A 17663-nucleotide genomic window follows, 5' to 3' on the forward strand; every position below is an offset into this window, starting at 1 on the left:
AGATGCGCCGCATGGGCACCAGCCCCGACTGGTCGCGCGAGCGCTTCACGATGGACGCCGGCCTCAACAAGGTCGTCACCGAAACCTTCGTCCGCCTCTACAACGAAGGCCTGATCTACCGCGGCAAGCGGCTGGTCAACTGGGATCCGAAGCTGCACACCGCCGTCTCCGACCTGGAAGTCGTCCAGGAAGAAGAAGACGGCTTCATGTGGCACATCAACTATCCGTTTGCCGACGGCCCGATCGGTGAGCTCACCGGCCTCACCGTCGCCACCACCCGTCCCGAAACCATGCTCGGCGACGTGGCCGTGATGGTGCATCCGGAAGACGAGCGCTACGCCCACCTGATCGGCAAGAGCGTCCGTCTGCCCCTGTGCGACCGCAACATCCCGATCATCGCCGACGACTACGTGGATCGCGAGTTTGGCACCGGCGTCGTCAAGGTCACCCCGGCCCACGACTTCAACGACTACGCGGTCGGCCAGCGCCACGGCCTGCCGCAGATCAGCATCCTTACCCTGGACGCCAAGATCAACGAACACGCCCCCGCCAAGTACCAGGGCCTCGACCGCTTCGACGCCCGCAAGGCGATCGTGGCCGACCTCGAAGCCGAAGGCGTGCTGGTGGACACCAAGCCCCACAAGCTGCAGGTGCCCCGCGGCGATCGTACCGGTGTCGTCATCGAGCCGATGCTCACCGACCAGTGGTTCGTGGCGATGAGCAAGCCTGGCGCCGACGGAAAGTCGATCACCGAGAAGGCGCTCGAAGTCGTCTCCTCCGGCGAGATCGAGTTCGTCCCCGGCAACTGGGTCAACACCTACAACCAGTGGCTCAACAACATCCAGGACTGGTGCATCTCGCGTCAGCTGTGGTGGGGCCACCAGATTCCGGCGTGGTACGGCATCGACGGCGAGTGCTTCGTCGCCCATTCCGAAGAAGAAGCCCGCGCCCTGGCCGACAAGGCCGGCTACCCCGGCCCGCTGACGCGCGATCCGGACGTGCTCGACACCTGGTATTCGTCCGCCCTGTGGCCGTTCTCGACCCTCGACTGGACCTCGGAATACCCGGCCAAGTCCAACGACGCGCTGGATCTCTACCTGCCGTCTACGGTGCTCGTCACCGGCTTCGACATCATCTTCTTCTGGGTGGCGCGCATGGTCATGATGACCAAGCACATCACCGGCAAGATCCCGTTCAAGCACGTCTACGTGCACGGCCTGATCCGCGACGCCGAAGGCGCCAAGATGTCCAAGTCGAAGGGCAACGTCCTCGACCCGATCGACCTGATCGACGGCATCGGCGTGGATGCGCTGGTGGCCAAGCGCACCACCGGCCTGATGAACCCCAAGCAGGCCGCCAGCATCGAGAAGAAGACCCGCAAGGAGTTCCCCGACGGCATCCCCGCCTTCGGCACCGACGCCCTGCGCTTCACCTTCGCCAGCCTCGCCAGCCCCGGCCGCGACATCAAGTTCGACATGAGCCGTTGCGAGGGCTACCGCAACTTCTGCAACAAGCTGTGGAACGCCACCCGCTTCGTGCTGATGAACGTCCAGGGCCACGACCTGGGCCTCGAGCACAAGCAGGACGGCCCCAGCTGCGGTGGCAACGGCCCGCTCGACTTCTCCTTTGCCGACCGCTGGATCGTCAGCCGCCTGCAGCGCGTCGAGAAGGAGATCGAGGAACTCTTCGCCGACTACCGCTTCGACCTCGTCTCCAAGACGATCTATGAATTCGTCTGGGACGAGTACTGTGACTGGTATCTCGAGCTCGCCAAGGTCCAGATCAACACCGGCAACGAAGCCCAGCAGCGCGGCACCCGCCGCACGCTAATCCGCGTTCTCGAGACGATCCTGCGCCTCGCCCACCCGCTGATCCCCTTCGTCACCGAAGAGCTGTGGCAGACCGTCGCCCCTCTCGCCGGCCGCAAGGACGTGGACAGCCTGTGTCTCGCCCGCTACCCGCAGGCCGACCTGGGCCGCTGCGACGAGAAGAGCGAAGCCGACGTGGCCGAGCTCAAGGGCCTCATCTACGCCTGCCGCAACCTGCGTGGCGAGATGAACATCTCCCCGGCCCAGCGCATGCCGCTGGTGGCGAGCGGCAACGGCGATCGCCTGCGCAAGTTCGCGCCCTACATCGCCGGCCTCGCCAAGCTCTCCGAAGTGCAGGTGGTCGACGAGATCAGCGGTGACGAACTCGCCCCGGTGGCCATCGTCGGCGAGCAGCGCCTGATGCTGAAGGTGGAGATCGACATCGCCGCCGAGCGCGAGCGCCTGTCGAGGGAGATCGCCCGCATCGAAGGCGAGATCGTCAAGGCCAACGCCAAGCTGGCCAACGAGAGCTTCGTCGCCCGCGCACCGGCGGCCGTCGTCGCCCAGGAGAAGGAACGCCTGGCGGGCTTCACCGCGACGCTCGAGAAACTGCGCCCGCAGTTGGCCAAACTGCCGCCAGCCTGACGAAGGCTTCGGCAAGCAAAATGGCCACGCAACTGCGTGGCCATTTTTTTGTGTTACAGCGAGATCCGCGTCAGCCTTACTTACTTGCGGCGCAGGAAAAACTCGTAGGCGTTATCCGGCAACTCACTCTGGCCGATCAGCTCGTTCCCGGTCTGCTTGGCAAATGCCGCGAAGTCCTTCACCGAACCGGGATCGGTTGCCACAACCCGCAGAACCTGTGCCGCCTGCATTTCTGTGAGCGCTTTCTTGGCGCGCAAAATGGGTAAGGGGCAGTTCAGGCCGCGTGCATCCAGTTCCTTGTCAAAATCCATCTTACGACTCCAGCTTCCTAGGACAATCCAGGCCGGATTTTAACCTGCTATGCACCCCAACCCGATAACAACGTCACAGCCCGTCTCACTCCCGCCCGGAGAATCACCAGCGAATTGTGAAATAATGACAACTCAAAATAACGTCATAAACGAGGCGATACCCTGCATTGCGGCACCATGCGCCAAAGCATGCCGGATTCGCTCTTCCCGACAACATTAACGCTTTTTTCTTGAAGGTACACCACGATGCGCTCAAACATGCTCCAAACGGTTCTCAATGACCTGAACGGCACCTCCGCGGACATCGAGGCCTCCGCCATCATCTCCTCCGACGGTCTGATGATGGCCGCCCTGCTCCCCAACACCGTTGACGAAGACCGCGTCGGCGCGATGAGTGCCGCGATGCTCTCCCTCGGCGACCGCACCGCCCGCGAACTCGCCCGCGGCACCCTCGACCAGGTGCTCATCAAGGGTGAAAAGGGATATGTCCTCATGGTTCAGGCTGGCGCCGATGCCGTGCTCACGGTGATGGCCAAGCCGAACGCCAAGCTGGGCCTGGTCTTCCTGGACGTCCGCCGCGCCGCCGACGCCATCGGCCGGATCCTCGGATAATCGGGAGGGCTGGTGGTGAAGGATATGGATCGTGCCCAGGTTCCGGGCGAAGCAGTCGAACATACGCTGACGTTTGCCGATGGCACCTGTCGGCGGGTATTTGTCACGTCAGTCGAAACGCCCTACCCCCATGGCAAGCTGATCGTCTCTCGGACGGACAAGTCGGGCGTCATCACCCAGTGCAATAAATCCTTCGTCGACATGTCCGGCTACACCGAAGCCGAACTGATCGGCCAGCCCCATTGCATCCTCCGGCATCCTGACATGCCCGCGGCCGCCTTCGCCGACCTGTGGAAGACAGTCCAGGCTGGGCGCCAGTGGCACGGCTACGTCAAGAATCTGCGCAAGGACGGCGGCCACTATTGGGTGTACGCCACGGTGGTACCCAATGTGCGCAACGGCGAAATCGTCGGTTTCACCTCGGTCCGGCGGGAGGCCTCGCAAGAAAAGATTCTCGCCGCCGAAGCCCAGTACCGGAGCATGAACTGATCATGACTTTCAATTTCACGGTTAGCCCCAGCTTCCCCAACGAGCGCATTTCCGACTGGTACATCTTCAACACCTGGCTGCAACGCGCGCTGTCCCTTCCGATCCATCTCGAGCTCTACGACAGCTTCGGCACCCAGCGCGCCGCGATCGCCGAGGGCAAGGTGGACATCATCTACGCCAACCCCTTCGACGCCTCCCTGCTGGTGCGCGAGAAAGGCTTCCGTGCCATCGCCCGGCCCGAAGGACAGCCTGACGAGATGGTCGTCATCACCGCCGCCGAGAGCCCTTTCAAGGAGATCCCCAATCTCAAGCCCGGCGCCCGCGTCGCGTGCAGCGATGACCCGAGCGTCAACACCGTCGGCCGGATTCTCCTCGAACCCGCCGATCTGAACGCAGCCAACACCGTCGAGCACCGCCGCGAAACCTACATCCAGGTCGCCCGCGAGATCCTCCGCGGCGAAGCCGATGTCGGCTTCCTGCCGGTCGAAGCCTTCGAGGCCCTGTCGTCCATCGTGCGCCGCGACCTGCGCGTGCTCGTCACCAGCCAGGTGCACGTAATCCATCACGTCTTCCTGATCGGCCCCGCTTTGTCTCCCCATGCCGAACAGATCACGCAACTGCTTCTTTCCATGCACGACACCGACAAGGGCCGCGGTATCCTCGAAGCCCTCGGAGCCCGTAGCTGGCAAGCTGTTCAGCACGAGGACGTGGAATTCATGATCGACATCATCTCGACGCTGACCCAGTGAAGCTGTTTGTCACCGATCCGTCCAACCCGGAACGCATCCGCCGTCCAGCACCGCCGGCCGTCTTCGGCCTGCCCGTCCGGACGCTGCGGATCGCGTCCCGCTGGCGCTCGCCGGCCACAGGCGCACTGCTGGCCGGCGAGATCGGGCGCAAGCCAGCCAACCTGCACCTGCACGTCCAGCGTATTTCCCTGTGGAGCAACCTGGAAGACACCGCGGCAACGGTCGCGGCCATTGTCGACCTATGGATCGTCCTTGGCAGTTACGGCGCCGAACTTCGGATGCGCATGCTGCGCGAGCACTACGACGCCCTCGAAGAACACGATCTGGGGCTTTACCTCAGCGCCCGCATCGAAGCTGGCCTCGACCGCCACGACCCACGGCTGGCCCTGCCCGGTGTCGTACTCGCCCGCCCAGTGGAAGGCAATCGCATATTTTTACAGGATTCCGCGACGCTGTCGGGAGTAACCTCCTGATCCCGACCTCCATCCGCTTTACATCCCAATGAGCCGCCATTCCATCCTACCGGGCCAGCCCGTCACCGCCCTCTTCCTGCTCCACGTGGGCAGCATGGACGCCCGGCTGATCGGACTTTCCGTAGAACGTCACTGGAAGCACTCGGTACGTCTGGCGAGCGAGCTGGAAAGCGCCCGGGTCGTCCTGGTCGATTGCGATCGGCCAGGCGTCGAAGCCGCATTCGAAAGGCTCTCGCCCCACCCGAGGATCGGCGTGGTCTGCTACGCATTTCACCCCAAGGATCACGCCCAGCGTTTTCCCAACCGGGTGATCCTCGGCAAGCCCCTCAATCTCGAGGCGCTGCCCAGCATCCTCGCCAAGGCGGCTCACGACAGCGCCCGGACCATCGCCGCACCATCCCTGCGCCGCGTCGCGCCGCTGACCCAGCCTGCACCGCCGACCATCCAGCCCGGATCCGAGGAACCGCCGCGGGTCCCCATCGTCACGCCGGCCTCCCCGGTTCCCGCGGTGGTCGTGGCCGCCGCGCCCATCGTCCAGGCCGAGCTGCAGCCCCAGTCCGGCACGACTGCCGCACCACCCGTCAGCGCCCCCCAGGCCGATCCACCGGGTTCCCTCGGGCACGGCGTGCAGACCGACGACGAACGCGATCTCTGCGGAGCCCTTGAGGATCTCCCGGCGCACCCGGTCCATCCCCTGCCCGACAAGATCTTCTTCAACCCGGACAACTACCTGATCGGCCACCTGCAGCGCGCCTTCGATCAGGCCTCGAGCACCGGCCGCCCTCACCTGATCGCCGGCCTGCCCCGGCTCATCGGCGTGCGGCTCCAGCCGGCCTCGATCTGCGTCACTGATTTCCGGGACAACCAGCTGCGCCCCCTGTCGATGGCCCAGCTGCCCCAGACCACCGCGCGCATCGTCAGCGCGTCGACCCTGTCCCACATCTCCAACCACGGCACCACCTGGACGACCGAGGACTTCTTCTGGAACGTCGCCGCCTGGGCGGCGCGAGGCCGGCTGCCGGAAGGCACCGACCCCTACCAGCCGGTGCGGCTGCGGGCGTGGCCCAACTTCACCAAGGTCTTCATGTCGCCCCACGCCCTGCGCATCGTCGCCCTGTGGGTGCGCACCTGGGCCAGCCCCATCGACGTCGCCGCACGCCTCGGGATTCCCCAGCGCTACGTCTTCTCGGTCTATGCCTCGGCCCGCTTTGCCGGGCTGATCGACGCAAGGAAGCCGCGGGCCGCCACGGTGGAGGCGCGCACCGCCACACCAGCACAACCCACGACGAACGCGGCGCCCCCTGCACAGCAACAGCAACAACAACGCCCTTCGATTTTGTCCCGAATTCTCAGGAAACTCCTCAATGCGGTCTGAACGCGCCCGCCACAACAAGATCATCTTCTCGGGCACCGTCGGCGCCGGCAAGAGCACGGCCATCGCGGCCCTCAGTGACATCCCGCCGGTCAGCACCGAAGCGGTCGCCAGCGACGAAACCGCCAAGCTCAAGCGGACCACCACGGTCGCGATGGACTACGGCGTCCTCAACCTGCCGGACGGCGAGAAGGTCATGCTCTACGGCACGCCGGGGCAGGAACGCTTCAGCTTCATGTGGGACATCCTCTCCGAAGGTGGCATCGGCCTGGTGCTGCTCATCAACAACGCCAACCCCGATCCCCTCGCCGATCTTCAAGGCTACCTCAGCGCCTTCAAGGACTTCATCTCGAGCACCGCCGTGGCGATCGGCGTCACCCACATGGACAGTTCCGAGACCCCGAATCTCGAAAACTACCGGGCCAAGCTCGCCGAGCTCGGCCATCACCCCGTCCCGGCCATCTTCCGGGTCGATGCGCGAAGCCGCGACGACGTGGCGATGCTCGTCAAGGCCCTTCTCTACACCCTTAATCCCGGATTGATCGATGCTTGAGATAATCCCCGGCTCCTACCTCACCGTAACGCCTTACGGTGCCTGGCGGGCCGTTGCCCGCGCCGACGACAGCATCGAGCGGCGCATCCTGCTGGCCATCCTTCGCGAAGCCACGAGCCCGGCCCTCAGCGCCGAACTGGCCCGCACCTGGACCGGCGAGACCAGCACCGAACGCGCCCTCACTCCGCTGCTCAAACTCCAGGAAACGGCCTGCCTCGAGGCGTGGTCCGCACCGCGCATGGCGCCGGTCGGCACCCTCGAATCGACCCTGCCGCATCTGCTCGAAACCCTCAGCGATACCGGCCAGGCCGTGCTCGCCGACAACATGGGCTTCTGCCTCGCGATGGCCGGCTACCCCGGCGAGACCGGCGAAGCGCTGGCTGCCGTGGGCGCCGACATCCTGTCCGTCGCCGAACGCCAGTCGGCCGCGCTCTCGAAGCTCGGCGACCACCTGCTCGATGGCTGGGGCAACGTGGACGCCGCTGGCATCAGCGGCCTCAGCTTCTGGCCGATGCACATCGGCCGGACCCGCCTCGCCCTCACTGTCAGCGGGCGCCCGCGCTTCAACCAGAACACCTTTGCCGACCTGGTCTGGGCGCTCTACGTTCGCTACGGCACCATCTAGCCCTCAGCGCTGGCCGCGCGATTCACGCATCTCGCGCATCTGCTCGGCCAGCAGCGCCCGCACCTCCCGCAGGCGCGAGTCCACCGCTGACTGCTCGAAAAAATCCCCGTCGCCGGCCGTCTGCGCCAGCGCAAACTGCTCGGCCGACGCCGCGTAGTTGCCCTGGATCGCGTACACTTCACCCAACGCGCGGTGCTGCCCCAGACGCTTGCCCAGCGCTGCCTCGGCCCGGGCGCGGAATTCCCACAGGGTCGCGTCACCCGCGGTGGTCTGCAGCTCGGCCTTCACCGCCGTCAGCGCATCGGCCGCCTTACCGGAGTCGATCAGGGCCTCGATCTCCCCGTACATCAGCCGGTGCGACTGGGGAAAACGCGCCCGCGCCTCGCGGAACAGCCGCGCCGCCCCCGCCGGATCGCCATGAGCAATGCGAAGATCGCCCTCCAGCCCGTCGATCATCGCCGACAAGGCGTGACGCTTGCGCAGCTCGACCATCTCCCGATCGGCGTCAGCGAGCCGCCGGGTCTGGAGGTAAGCCCGCACCAGGCCGTACTGGGCCGCCACCGACGGGCTGCTGCCCCGGGCGGCCGCCTCGAACTCGGCAATCACCTCCCGCGACGGCTGCCGGCCCACCTTGAGCTTGGCCCGCACCAGCTGAAAATCCAGCGAATCCGGCACCTGCCGGTAGGGCATCTGGGCGACCCGGTTCTCCATCTCGGTGATCCGGTCGCTGGTCAGCGGGTGGGTGCGCATGTAGGCCGGCGCGTTGTTCTCATACAGCCGGGCGTTCTTCTGCAGGCGCTCGAAAAAGCCCACCATCCCCCGCACGTCAAAGCCCGCCGCGGCCAGGTTCTGCACCCCGAGCCGGTCCGCCTCGTTCTCGAAATCCCGCGAATAGGAAAGCTGGGTACTCATCCCCGCCGCCATCCCCGCCGAAATCGCCGCCTGACTCACCTGGGCGCTGGACTTGGCCGCCAGCACCGCCACCAGCAGCGACGCCAGCATCAGCATCCCGGTCTGACTCTGCTTGCCGAGCATCCGTGCAATGTGGCGCTGGGTGACGTGGGACACCTCGTGGCCCAGCACGCCCGCCAGCTCCGATTCGCTCTGGGCCGCAAGAATCAGCCCGGTGAGCACACCGATGTTGCCGCCGGGCATCGCGAACGCGTTGAGGGTCGGGTCATTCACCCCGAAAAACTGGAACGGCAGCCCCGCGCCCGGCCCCGCCGCCACCAGCCGGTCGCCCAGCCAGTTGAGGTAGTCCTCGACCTCGGGATCACGCAGATAGGCTGCATCCTTCCAGCGGATGTCGCGCATGATCTGCGCGCCCAGGCGCTGCTCCGCCAGGGGCGAGAGTTCGGAGGATGCAGAATCACCCAGGTCGGGCAGATCGTGGGCGATTCCCTGGGGGATCATCACCACACACAGCAGGGCGGCAATCAGACGTTTTTTCACGATGCTATGATAACCGACCCCCTATTTTGGTTTCCCGCCTGATGAGCGACACCTTCACCCATTTCGACGCCCAGGGCCAGGCCCACATGGTGGATGTCTCTGCCAAATCCGAAACCCGCCGGGTCGCCCGAGCCGAGGGCAGGATCGTGATGCAGCCGTCCACCCTCGCCCGCATCCTCGCCGGTGACAACAAGAAAGGCGACGTGATCGGCATCGCCCGGATCGCCGCGATCCAGGGCGCCAAGCGCACCGCCGACCTGATCCCCCTGTGCCACCCGATCCCCCTCACCCGCGTCGCCGCCGATTTCGTGGTCGAAGGCGATGACACCATCCGCTGCACCGTCACCGCCGAAACCGTCGGCCGCACCGGCGTCGAAATGGAAGCCCTGACCGCAGTCCAGGTGGGCCTGCTCACCATCTACGACATGTGCAAGGCCGTCGATCGCGGCATGACCATGGAAGGCGTCCGCCTGCTCGAAAAGGAGGGCGGCAAGTCCGGGCACTGGAGGGCAGACGCAGCATGAACACCGGCCGTCGCAGCTTTCTTCACGGCTTTGGCAGCACCGCAGCCCTTTCCGTGCTGGTAGGCGCCGGGGTGCTGAAGCCCACCCGCGCCCTCGCAGTGGACTTCAACCGCAGCGCCTTCGACAGCAAAAACCTCGCCGACGCCCTGCGGCTGATCGGCGCCACCGCTGCCGAGGCCAGCCGCGACATCGTCCTCAAGGCACCGGAGATCGCCGAGAACGGCTCGGCGGTACCGATCGAGGTCATCAGCCAGATCCCGGGCACCACACGCCTGTCGGTGCTGGTGGACAAGAACCCCTTTCCGCTGGCGCTGCAGTTCAACTTCGCGCCCGGCGCCGCCGCGCGCTTCCAGGCCAAGCTGAAGATGGCCGAGAGCTCGCGCCTGCGCATCGTCGCCCTTGCCGGCGGCAAGCATTACACCGTGTTCCGCGAGGTGAAGGTCACCGTCGGCGGCTGCGGCGAATAGGAGTCAATGCAATGCCCGATCCGATCAAGATCCGCGCCACCGTCAAGGGCGACGAAGGCGAAGTCCGGGTGCTGCTGCCGCATCCCATGGAATCCGGCCAGCGCCGCGACGCCGCCAGCCAGCTCATCCCTGCCCACTACATCACGTCGGTCATCGTCAGCCTGAACGGCAAGCCGGTGATCGAAGGCGCCCTCGGCACCGCCGTGTCGGCCAATCCGCTGTTCGCCTTCCAGCTTGCCGGCGTCAAGGCGGGTGATCGGCTCGGCGTGGCGTGGGTCGACAACAAAGGCCAGCGGGGAAGCGCCGAAGGCAGTTTCACAGCGGGCTGAGTTGTAACCCTGGCGCGCAAGACAGCGCGCCGCCATCGGACTAGAATGGCCCGCGCCTTGAAACAGGCTGCCCCCTGACTACCGATGGCACGACCATGAGCCACGAAATCGAACTCAAGCTGACGCTCCCCCAGAAGGCCCTCCCCGCCCTGCGCCGCCACCCACTGATCGCCGAAGCCCCCCGCGACGGCCGCAGCGTCACCCTCGAAAACACCTACTTCGACACGCCCGAGCTCGAACTGCGCGAGCGCCGGATGGCCGTGCGCACCCGCAAGGCCGGCACCCGCTGGCTGCAGACGGTGAAATGCGCAGCCGAATCCATCGGCGGCCTCTCATCTCGCCCCGAATGGGAGCAGCCCTATGTGGGTGGCGTGTTCGACTTCTCCGCCATCGACAACGCCGACGTGCGCAACCGGCTCGAGGATTACCACCCCCGGCTGGTGCCGGTGTTCAGCACCCGCTTCAAGCGCGAAACCTGCATCCTCACGCCCCGTGACGGCGTCAAGGTACTGGCGATGATCGACAACGGCGCCATCGAGGTGGGCGAGCACAGCCGGCCCTTGTGCGAGCTGGAGCTCGAACTGGTCGAAGGCGATCCCCAGGCCCTCTACGCCATCGCGCTGGAGCTCGCCGAATCCCTGCCGCTCACCCCCGAGAACGTCAGCAAGGCCGAGCGCGGCTACCGCCTGTTCTCCAACCACGCCCTGCGCCCCGCCAAGGCCCGCCCGTCGCGTCTCGCCGCCGAGCAATCGCCGGTGGACGCCTTCCGCATCATCGCCTTCGACTGCCTCGCCCCGTGGCAGACCAACGAATCCGGCGCCCGCGAGAGCGACGACCCCGAGTTCATCCACCAGCTGCGCGTGGCCCTGCGCCGCCTGCGCTCTGCGCTGCGGCTGTTCGGCCCGGCCCTGCCCCAGGCGTTTGTCGAGCGCTGGTCCCAGGGCCTCAAGGACGCCGCGGACGGGCTCGGTGCTGCCCGTGATCTCGACGTGATGCTGGCCGAAGTGCTTGGCCCGGTGGCCGAATCCGGGCTCGCCGACGAAGCCACCCAGCGCCTCATCGCAATGGCCGTGGATCGACGCGATCGCGAGAAGGCCGCCGCCCGCGAACAGCTCCTCGCCGCCAGCCACGGCCGCCAGATGCTGGCCCTGGCCGCCGATCTGATGGCCCTGCAGAGCGACTCGCTGGTCAAGTCCGCCAACCTCACTACCTTCGCTCGCCTGCAGCTCACCCAGCTGCGCAAGCGCGCCCGCAAGCGCTACGCCGCCGCCGCGACCGACCTGCACGCCGACAAGCTCCACGAGCTGCGCGTATCCCTCAAGCGCCTGCGCTACGCCATCGAGTTCCTGCTGCCGCTGCTGCCCGAAAAAGCCACCGTCCGCTTCGCCAACGACCTGGCCGAAGCCCAGGAAATCCTCGGTTATCTCAACGACGAGACCGTCGCCCGCAACCGTCTGAAGGGCTGGGCTGGAAAGGACCCGGAGCTGCGCAGCGGCGCGGCCTTCGTCGCGGGCTGGCACGCCCCGCGCATCGCCCGGCTGCGCAAGAGCGTGCTCCCTTCCCTCGAAGACATCCTGTGGGGCAAGGCCCCGTGGCGGCGATGATGGTTTCATCAGGACGTAACCTGGACATCGCAGACTTGTCGGCTAATTCAAAGAACGAGGAGACGACAAGAATGGATCTGCTGCTGTGGCGTCACGCAGAAGCCGTGGACGGCGTGCCCGACAGCACCCGCGAACTCACCGAGCGGGGCATCCGCCAGGCCCACAAGGTGGCCGAATGGTTGGAGAGCCGCCGCCCCAAGAAGCTGCGTGTGCTGGTGAGCCCGACCACCCGCACGCGCCAGACGGCCAGCGCCTTCACCAACAACTTCGAGATCGTGCCGGCCCTCGGCCCGGGCAACGACATCTCGGCGATCCTCGCCGCCTGCGGCTGGCCCGACGCCGGCGGCTCGGTGCTGGTCGTCGGTCATCAGCCCGAACTCGGCCGCCTGGCCGCCCTGCTGCTATCCGGCCAGGAGGCCGACTGGACGATCAAGAAAGGCGCCCTGTGGTGGTTCACCAACCGGGTCCGTGAAGGCGAGACCCAGACCGTGCTGCGCACCGTGATGCCCGCCGATCTGGTCTGATCCGGCTACCCCAATAACGAAAAAGCCACCCGAGGGTGGCTTTTTCGTTGCCGAGAAGGCTGCCGGTCAGACCGACATTGCCTTCACATGCTGGATCACCTCGCCGATGGCCTGCTGGGCAGAGCCATACAGCAGCCGGGTGTTGTCCTTGTAGAACAGGGCGTTCTCGATACCCGAGTAGCCCGTGCCCTTGCCGCGCTTCACGACGATCACGTTCTGGGCGAGATCGGCGTTGAGGATCGGCATGCCGTAGATCGGGCTGGACTTGTCGGTACGCGCCGAGGGGTTCACCACGTCGTTCGCACCGATCACCAGGGCCACATCGGCCTGGGCGAAGTCACCGTTGATCTCTTCGAGGTCGAAGATCTTCTCGTAGGGCACGCCGGCCTCGGCCAGCAGCACGTTCATGTGACCAGGCATCCGCCCCGCCACCGGGTGGATCGCGAACACCACCTCAACGCCGGCCTCCTCCAGCAACTCGGACATCTCCCACACCTTGTGCTGGGCGCCGGCGACCGCCATGCCGTAGCCAGGAACGATGATGACCTTGGAGGCATAGCGCATCATCGCCGCCGCATCCATCGCGCCGACTTCCTTCTGCTCGCCTTCCACCGCCTCGCCGGCACCGGCCGCAGCCATCGGCACGAAGAGGATGTTGGAGATCGGGCGGTTCATCGCCTTGGCCATCAGTTGGGTGAGCAGCGTACCGGCCGCACCAACGACGATACCGGCGATGATCAACGCCGGAATGCCCATCACGAAACCTTCAAAGCCCACGGCCAGGCCGGTGAAGGCGTTGAAGAGCGAGATCACCACCGGCATGTCGGCGCCGCCGATCGGCAGCGTGATGATCACGCCGAGCACCAGCGCCAGGATGAAGAACGCGCCCACCAGCATCGGGTCGATGGCCGGGGCGATCACGATCGCCGCGCCAAGACCCAGGGTTGCCAGGGCCAGCACGACGTTCACCGCGTTCTGGGCCGGCAGCCGGAAGGCCTTCTTCATCACGCCCTGGAGCTTCGCCCAAGCGATCACGGAGCCGGAGAACGAAACCGCGCCGATCAGCGCACCCAGCGTGGCCAGCAGCGTGACCACGGTGCCGTGCATCTCGCCGCGGGCAAACTCGACCGCCGCGATGGCCGCCGCAGCGCCGCCGCCCATGCCGTTGTAAATCGCCACCATCTGCGGCATGTCGGTCATGGCGACCTTCTTGCCGGAGATCCAGGCCAGCGCACCGCCGATGGCGATGGCGATGACCATCAGGGCAAAGTTGTTCATGCCCGGGGTGAGGAACGTGACCACCGTGGCGAGCACCATGCCGACGCCCGCCCAGATGATCCCCTTGCGCGCCGAAACCGGCGAACTCATGCCCTTCAAACCGAGGATGAAGAGCACCGCGGCCACAAAGTAGCTCGCGTCAATCAGCCACTTGATCGCCATCAGTTCTTCTCCTTCGACTTGAACATGGCGAGCATGCGTTCGGTCACCACGTAGCCACCGGCCGCGTTGGCGGCGCCCAGCAGCACGGCGACGAAGCCGATGGCCTGCTCCAGCGGCGTCTCGGCCTGGCCGAGGGCGATCATGCCGCCCACCAGCACCACGCCGTGCACGAAGTTGGAACCCGACATCAGCGGGGTGTGCAGGATCACCGGCACACGGGAGATGACCTCGTAACCCGTGAAGGCGGCGAGCATGAAGATATAGAGTGCGACAAATCCGTCCATGATCGTCTCCCGGTTACAGGCCAAGGGCCTGCTTGACGCCGGCGTGGCGCACTTCGCCCGCGTGGGTCAGGCACGCGCCCGCCAGCACCTCGTCTTCCCAGTCCAGGGCCAGGGCCCCGTCCTTGATGAAGGGCGAGATGAAGTTGAAGAGGTTTTTGGCGTACATCTCGGAGGCATGTACCGGCATGCGGCTCGGGATGTTGGTCGGGCCGATGATCAGGGTTTCGCCAACCCAGGTCTTCTCGCCCGCCATCGTGCCGGCCACGTTGCCGCCGGTCTCGGCCGCCATGTCGACGACCACCGAACCCGGCTTCATGCGCGCCACCATCTCGGCGGAGACGATCACCGGCGCCTTCTTGCCCGGGATGGCCGCGGTGGTGATCAGCGCGTCGCACTCGGCGATGGCCTTGCCGAGCTTCTCGGCCTGCTGGCGCTTCTCGTCGTCGGTGAGCTCACGGGCGTAGCCGCCGGTGCCCGCAGCCGACACGCCGGTGTCAACAAACTTTGCACCCAGCGACTCGATCTGCTCTTTGGTTTCCGGCCGCACGTCGTAGCCCGAGACCATCGCGCCCAGCCGCTTGGCGGTCGCGATCGCCTGCAGGCCCGCAACGCCGGCGCCGATCACCAGCACCTTGGCCGGACGGATCGTGCCGGCCGCGTAGGTGAGCATCGGGAAGAACTTGGGGGAATGATCGGCAGCGATCAGGGCGCACTCGTAACCGGCAACGGCAGCCTGGCTGGAGAGCACGTCCATGCTTTGCGCACGGCTGATACGGGGCAACAGTTCCAAAGCGAAACAGGTGATCCCTTTTTGGCGCAACAGTTCGATGCGCTCCTTGCTCGACCACGGCTGCTGCAGCCCGACCAGCACCGAACCCGGCTTGAGCTCGTTCAGGTCATCCATGCTGAGCGGCTGGACCTGCAGCAAGACGTCGGCCTTCTTGAGCACCGCCGAGGCATCCGCCACCAGCTCGGCCGCGCCATAATCCTCGTCGCGGTAGTACGCCGATGCACCGGCACCCGCCTGGAGCAGCAACGCCGCCCCAAGCCCCTGATACTTTTTGGCCACGTCCGGAACCAGCGCAACGCGGCGCTCGCCCGGCGTAAACTCTTTGGTCACACCGATGACCAGAGGCATGGAACCTCCTTATAAGAATTGTTAGGTTTCTGCTATCGTCGTGAGAGGGTATCGACAACGACAGCGCGCTGTTCAACCATGAAACGCCCCAGCCAGCCCTGAAAAATCGGGAAAACCACGGGATTCTCGTGAAAGAAGTCGCAATTTTCGGCCATTGAGCAAGATCACGATGAGAAAGTCTAACAAGAAACGTGCCCGCCCAACCCGTAAGTTAGGGTTACCCCCAGGGTCTCTTGTCCATATTGGCGAAATCAAGACCGAAAAACCCAGCATTACGCTCATCGAATACGATTCCCACGGCATCACCGAGACTCGTTTCGAGGACATCGAGCTATCCCGAGCCCATCACGCCACCCGCGAAAAGATGTGGCTGAACGTCTATGGCCTGCACGACCCCGCCGTGATGGCCGAGATCGGCCGCCGCTTCAAGCTGCACCCGCTCGTCCAGGAAGACATCCTCAACACCCAGCAGCGCCCCAAGAGCGACGAATACGCCGATTACCTCTTCATCGTCGGCCGCTGCTTCGACTTCGACGCCGAAACCCGCAGCCTGAATTCCGACCAGGTGAGCATCGTGCTCGGGCGCAACTTCGTGCTCACCTTCCAGGAACGGGCCACCGGCGCCTTCGAGGCCGTGCGGGAGCGCCTGCGCGCGGAGCACGGCGCCATGCGCGCCCACGGCACCGACTACCTCGCCTACGCCATCCTCGACACGCTGGTGGACCGCTATTTCGTGATGCTCGACAACCTGAGCGACATGGCCGAAGACCTCGAGGACGCCGCGCTAACCCGCCCCACCCCTGCGCTTCTCGCCGAGATCAACCGGGTCAAGCACGAGGCGCTGACGCTGCGACGGGCCGTCTGGCCGCTGCGGGAGATCCTCAACACCCTGGCCCGCGCCGACAACGGTTTTTTCAGCGCCGACACCCGGCTCTACCTTCGCGACATCTACGACCACACGGTGCACGTGCTCGAATCGCTCGAATCCGTCCGCGATCTCCTCGCCGACCTGCTGGACATCTATCTCTCCAGCGTCAGCAACCGGCTCAACACCGAAGTGCGGATCCTCACCGTGCTTACCACGCTCTTCATGCCCGCCACGCTGATCGCCGGCATCTTCGGGATGAACTTCCACGAGATGCCGCTACTCGACAAGCCCGATGGCTTCTGGGTCGCGCTCAGCATGATGGTGGGCGCCGCGGCGCTGATGGCCGCGTCGTTCTGGCGCCGCAACTGGCTGAGAACCCGCTGACGCCCGGCACGCATCCGCCGCCACAAAAAGAAAAGGGGCCAACGGCCCCTCTCATCATCCGCCCAGCCGGGGGAAATCACCGCGCGCCGGTGGCTTCTGGACAACCTCTACGAGCTTGACGATGGCCAGCGAGATGTTGTCGCCGCCACCCTTTGCCCGCTGGCGGGCGAGCTCGATCAGCGTCGAGGCCGCGTCCCGCGGGGATTGGGAGTCGAGGATCTGACCCATCTCGTCTTCGGGGATGTAGGCCCACAGACCATCCGAGCACAGCAGGAAAGCATCGCCGCCCACCAGCGGCGACGCATGGCCGATGTCGACCCGAGGCTCCCGCTCGGACCCCAGGCACGACAGCAGCACGTTGCGGTTGGGGTGGCGCAGCGCGCCGTCGGCGTCGAGCCGGCCTTTGCGGACAAGCTCTTCGACCAGGGAGTGGTCGACACTGCGCGTCACCAGCTCACCGCGACGGAAATGATAGAAACGGGAATCCCCGCAATGGGCCCAGTCCGCCCGATCGGGCTGCATCATGAAGACCACCGCAGTGCTGTGGGGGTCCTGCTCGCTGGTGAAGCGGGTCAGCTTGATGACGATATGCGCTTCGTCGATGACGCTGCGCAGCAGATCGGGGGCGCTTTCCGATGCCGGCGCGTAGGCTTCGAAGTTCTGCTTGGCCTTCAGCACGACCTGCTCGGCCGCCATGGCACCGCCAGAGTGCCCGCCCATGCCGTCGGCCAGCACGGCCATCAGCGTGCCCTTGCGGGTCGGATGCGCGAAGACGGCCGCCCGATCCTGCTGCTCGGTACGGTCGCCCGTATGCTTCGCCACGCAGGCCTCGGCCTGATAGCGCTTCTTGGAGCTCACCGAATCGGGAGCGGAAAGGGACGATAACGTTGGATTCAGCATGTAACTCGAACGATCAGCACGAGACGAACTCATCGAAAACACGCCACGCGCCTGCACATCGGCACGGCTCGGGCGAACACCGACGACGAAAACCGGGCAAACAAGACTCCGC

20 protein-coding genes are annotated in these 17663 nt (G+C 65.6%); 14 read left to right on the plus strand and 6 right to left on the minus strand.

Annotation, left to right across the window (positions count from 1 at the left end; genetic code table 11):
- Positions 1–2453 (plus strand): valine--tRNA ligase (locus Q0672_RS06540; RefSeq protein WP_298620927.1); only part of this gene is annotated, 2453 nt, incomplete at its 5' end.
- 80 nt (positions 2454–2533) lie between these two features.
- On the opposite strand, the gene Q0672_RS06545 is transcribed toward Q0672_RS06540, so the two are convergent.
- Positions 2534–2764, minus strand: a complete 231-nt coding sequence (locus Q0672_RS06545) for a sulfurtransferase TusA family protein (RefSeq protein ID WP_298620929.1) — start codon at positions 2762–2764, stop codon at positions 2534–2536.
- Positions 2765–3022: 258 nt separating this feature from the next.
- Here Q0672_RS06545 and Q0672_RS06550 point away from each other — a divergent pair, with 258 nt between their 5' ends.
- Genes Q0672_RS06550 through Q0672_RS06580 form a run of 7 tightly spaced genes read left to right on the plus strand, consistent with a single transcriptional unit; the run spans position 3023 to position 7637 of the window.
- Positions 3023–3376: a roadblock/LC7 domain-containing protein gene (locus Q0672_RS06550; RefSeq protein ID WP_228111886.1), complete on the plus strand. Its 354-nt coding sequence runs from the start codon at positions 3023–3025 to the stop codon at positions 3374–3376.
- Positions 3377–3400: 24 nt separating this feature from the next.
- Positions 3401–3865, plus strand: a complete 465-nt coding sequence (locus Q0672_RS06555) for a PAS domain-containing protein (protein ID WP_298620931.1) — start codon at positions 3401–3403, stop codon at positions 3863–3865.
- Positions 3866–3867: 2 nt separating this feature from the next.
- Positions 3868–4614: a phosphate/phosphite/phosphonate ABC transporter substrate-binding protein gene (locus Q0672_RS06560; protein WP_298620933.1), complete on the plus strand. Its 747-nt coding sequence runs from the start codon at positions 3868–3870 to the stop codon at positions 4612–4614.
- On the plus strand, positions 4611–5087 hold the full coding sequence (locus tag Q0672_RS06565; RefSeq protein WP_298620935.1) for a hypothetical protein: 477 nt from the start codon (positions 4611–4613) through the stop codon (positions 5085–5087). The genes Q0672_RS06560 and Q0672_RS06565 overlap by 4 nt, the downstream gene beginning before the upstream one ends.
- A 28-nt stretch (positions 5088–5115) precedes the next feature.
- Complete coding sequence (locus tag Q0672_RS06570; protein WP_298620937.1) at positions 5116–6462, plus strand: hypothetical protein; 1347 nt, start codon at positions 5116–5118, stop codon at positions 6460–6462.
- A complete protein-coding gene (locus Q0672_RS06575; RefSeq protein WP_284186278.1) occupies positions 6452–7012 on the plus strand; it encodes an ATP/GTP-binding protein in 561 nt (186 codons plus the stop codon). The genes Q0672_RS06570 and Q0672_RS06575 overlap by 11 nt, the downstream gene beginning before the upstream one ends.
- Positions 7005–7637, plus strand: coding sequence for a hypothetical protein (locus Q0672_RS06580; protein WP_153161699.1), 633 nt, complete (start codon positions 7005–7007; stop codon positions 7635–7637). Before Q0672_RS06575 ends, Q0672_RS06580 begins: the two co-directional genes overlap by 8 nt.
- Positions 7638–7640: 3 nt before the next feature.
- On the opposite strand, the gene Q0672_RS06585 is transcribed toward Q0672_RS06580, so the two are convergent.
- Complete coding sequence (locus tag Q0672_RS06585) at positions 7641–9089, minus strand: M48 family metalloprotease (RefSeq protein ID WP_298620941.1); 1449 nt, start codon at positions 9087–9089, stop codon at positions 7641–7643.
- A 41-nt stretch (positions 9090–9130) separates the two neighbouring features.
- Here Q0672_RS06585 and moaC point away from each other — a divergent pair, with 41 nt between their 5' ends.
- From moaC to sixA, 5 genes are all read left to right on the plus strand, one after another.
- A complete protein-coding gene (moaC, locus tag Q0672_RS06590) occupies positions 9131–9613 on the plus strand; it encodes a cyclic pyranopterin monophosphate synthase MoaC (RefSeq protein WP_298620943.1) in 483 nt (160 codons plus the stop codon).
- Positions 9610–10080 (plus strand): thiosulfate oxidation carrier protein SoxY, encoded by a 471-nt coding sequence (gene soxY, locus Q0672_RS06595; RefSeq protein WP_298620946.1) that lies wholly within the window; start codon positions 9610–9612, stop codon positions 10078–10080. The genes moaC and soxY overlap by 4 nt, the downstream gene beginning before the upstream one ends.
- Before the next feature lie 11 nt (positions 10081–10091).
- Positions 10092–10409, plus strand: a complete 318-nt coding sequence (soxZ, locus tag Q0672_RS06600) for a thiosulfate oxidation carrier complex protein SoxZ (protein WP_298620948.1) — start codon at positions 10092–10094, stop codon at positions 10407–10409.
- A 95-nt stretch (positions 10410–10504) separates the two neighbouring features.
- Complete coding sequence (locus Q0672_RS06605) at positions 10505–12013, plus strand: CYTH and CHAD domain-containing protein (protein ID WP_298620951.1); 1509 nt, start codon at positions 10505–10507, stop codon at positions 12011–12013.
- 71 nt (positions 12014–12084) lie between these two features.
- A complete protein-coding gene (gene sixA, locus Q0672_RS06610; RefSeq protein ID WP_153161705.1) occupies positions 12085–12537 on the plus strand; it encodes a phosphohistidine phosphatase SixA in 453 nt (150 codons plus the stop codon).
- A 66-nt stretch (positions 12538–12603) separates the two neighbouring features.
- Here sixA and Q0672_RS06615 read toward each other — a convergent pair whose 3' ends face one another.
- From Q0672_RS06615 to Q0672_RS06625, 3 genes are read right to left on the minus strand one after another with little or no spacing between them, the layout of a single operon-like run.
- On the minus strand, positions 12604–13977 hold the full coding sequence (locus Q0672_RS06615; protein ID WP_153161706.1) for an NAD(P)(+) transhydrogenase (Re/Si-specific) subunit beta: 1374 nt from the start codon (positions 13975–13977) through the stop codon (positions 12604–12606).
- Complete coding sequence (locus Q0672_RS06620; protein ID WP_153161707.1) at positions 13977–14261, minus strand: NAD(P) transhydrogenase subunit alpha; 285 nt, start codon at positions 14259–14261, stop codon at positions 13977–13979. Before Q0672_RS06620 ends, Q0672_RS06615 begins: the two co-directional genes overlap by 1 nt.
- A 13-nt stretch (positions 14262–14274) precedes the next feature.
- The gene (locus tag Q0672_RS06625) at positions 14275–15399 is read right to left on the minus strand and encodes an NAD(P) transhydrogenase subunit alpha (RefSeq protein WP_298620957.1); all 1125 of its coding nucleotides are present in this window, start codon (positions 15397–15399) and stop codon (positions 14275–14277) included.
- Between the two features lie 169 nt (positions 15400–15568).
- Here Q0672_RS06625 and corA point away from each other — a divergent pair, with 169 nt between their 5' ends.
- Positions 15569–16651: a magnesium/cobalt transporter CorA gene (corA, locus tag Q0672_RS06630; RefSeq protein WP_298620959.1), complete on the plus strand. Its 1083-nt coding sequence runs from the start codon at positions 15569–15571 to the stop codon at positions 16649–16651.
- 54 nt (positions 16652–16705) lie between these two features.
- Here the strand turns inward: corA and Q0672_RS06635 are convergent, their stop codons facing one another.
- Positions 16706–17509, minus strand: a complete 804-nt coding sequence (locus Q0672_RS06635; RefSeq protein WP_228111887.1) for a protein phosphatase 2C domain-containing protein — start codon at positions 17507–17509, stop codon at positions 16706–16708.
- Positions 17510–17663 lie beyond the last annotated feature (154 nt).

The sequence above is a fragment of the uncultured Zoogloea sp. genome (assembly GCF_937894855.1).
GTDB classification, from domain to species: domain Bacteria; phylum Pseudomonadota; class Gammaproteobacteria; order Burkholderiales; family Rhodocyclaceae; genus Zoogloea; species Zoogloea oryzae.

Excerpts from the sequence above, each read along its gene's own strand:
- Q0672_RS06580 (WP_153161699.1), top strand. The coding sequence starts at position 7,005 with ATGCTTGAGATAATCCCCGGCTCCTACCTCACCGTAACGCCTTACGGT.
- Q0672_RS06620 (WP_153161707.1), bottom strand. The coding sequence starts at position 14,261 with ATGGACGGATTTGTCGCACTCTATATCTTCATGCTCGCCGCCTTCACG.
- Q0672_RS06550 (WP_228111886.1), top strand. The coding sequence starts at position 3,023 with ATGCTCCAAACGGTTCTCAATGACCTGAACGGCACCTCCGCGGACATC.
- soxZ (WP_298620948.1), top strand. The coding sequence starts at position 10,092 with ATGCCCGATCCGATCAAGATCCGCGCCACCGTCAAGGGCGACGAAGGC.
- Q0672_RS06575 (WP_284186278.1), top strand. The coding sequence starts at position 6,452 with ATGCGGTCTGAACGCGCCCGCCACAACAAGATCATCTTCTCGGGCACC.
- soxY (WP_298620946.1), top strand. The coding sequence starts at position 9,610 with ATGAACACCGGCCGTCGCAGCTTTCTTCACGGCTTTGGCAGCACCGCA.
- Q0672_RS06570 (WP_298620937.1), top strand. The coding sequence starts at position 5,116 with ATGAGCCGCCATTCCATCCTACCGGGCCAGCCCGTCACCGCCCTCTTC.
- corA (WP_298620959.1), top strand. The coding sequence starts at position 15,569 with ATGAGAAAGTCTAACAAGAAACGTGCCCGCCCAACCCGTAAGTTAGGG.
- moaC (WP_298620943.1), top strand. The coding sequence starts at position 9,131 with ATGAGCGACACCTTCACCCATTTCGACGCCCAGGGCCAGGCCCACATG.
- Q0672_RS06625 (WP_298620957.1), bottom strand. The coding sequence starts at position 15,399 with ATGCCTCTGGTCATCGGTGTGACCAAAGAGTTTACGCCGGGCGAGCGC.
- sixA (WP_153161705.1), top strand. The coding sequence starts at position 12,085 with ATGGATCTGCTGCTGTGGCGTCACGCAGAAGCCGTGGACGGCGTGCCC.
- Q0672_RS06560 (WP_298620933.1), top strand. The coding sequence starts at position 3,868 with ATGACTTTCAATTTCACGGTTAGCCCCAGCTTCCCCAACGAGCGCATT.
- Q0672_RS06555 (WP_298620931.1), top strand. The coding sequence starts at position 3,401 with ATGGATCGTGCCCAGGTTCCGGGCGAAGCAGTCGAACATACGCTGACG.
- Q0672_RS06605 (WP_298620951.1), top strand. The coding sequence starts at position 10,505 with ATGAGCCACGAAATCGAACTCAAGCTGACGCTCCCCCAGAAGGCCCTC.
- Q0672_RS06615 (WP_153161706.1), bottom strand. The coding sequence starts at position 13,977 with ATGGCGATCAAGTGGCTGATTGACGCGAGCTACTTTGTGGCCGCGGTG.
- Q0672_RS06545 (WP_298620929.1), bottom strand. The coding sequence starts at position 2,764 with ATGGATTTTGACAAGGAACTGGATGCACGCGGCCTGAACTGCCCCTTA.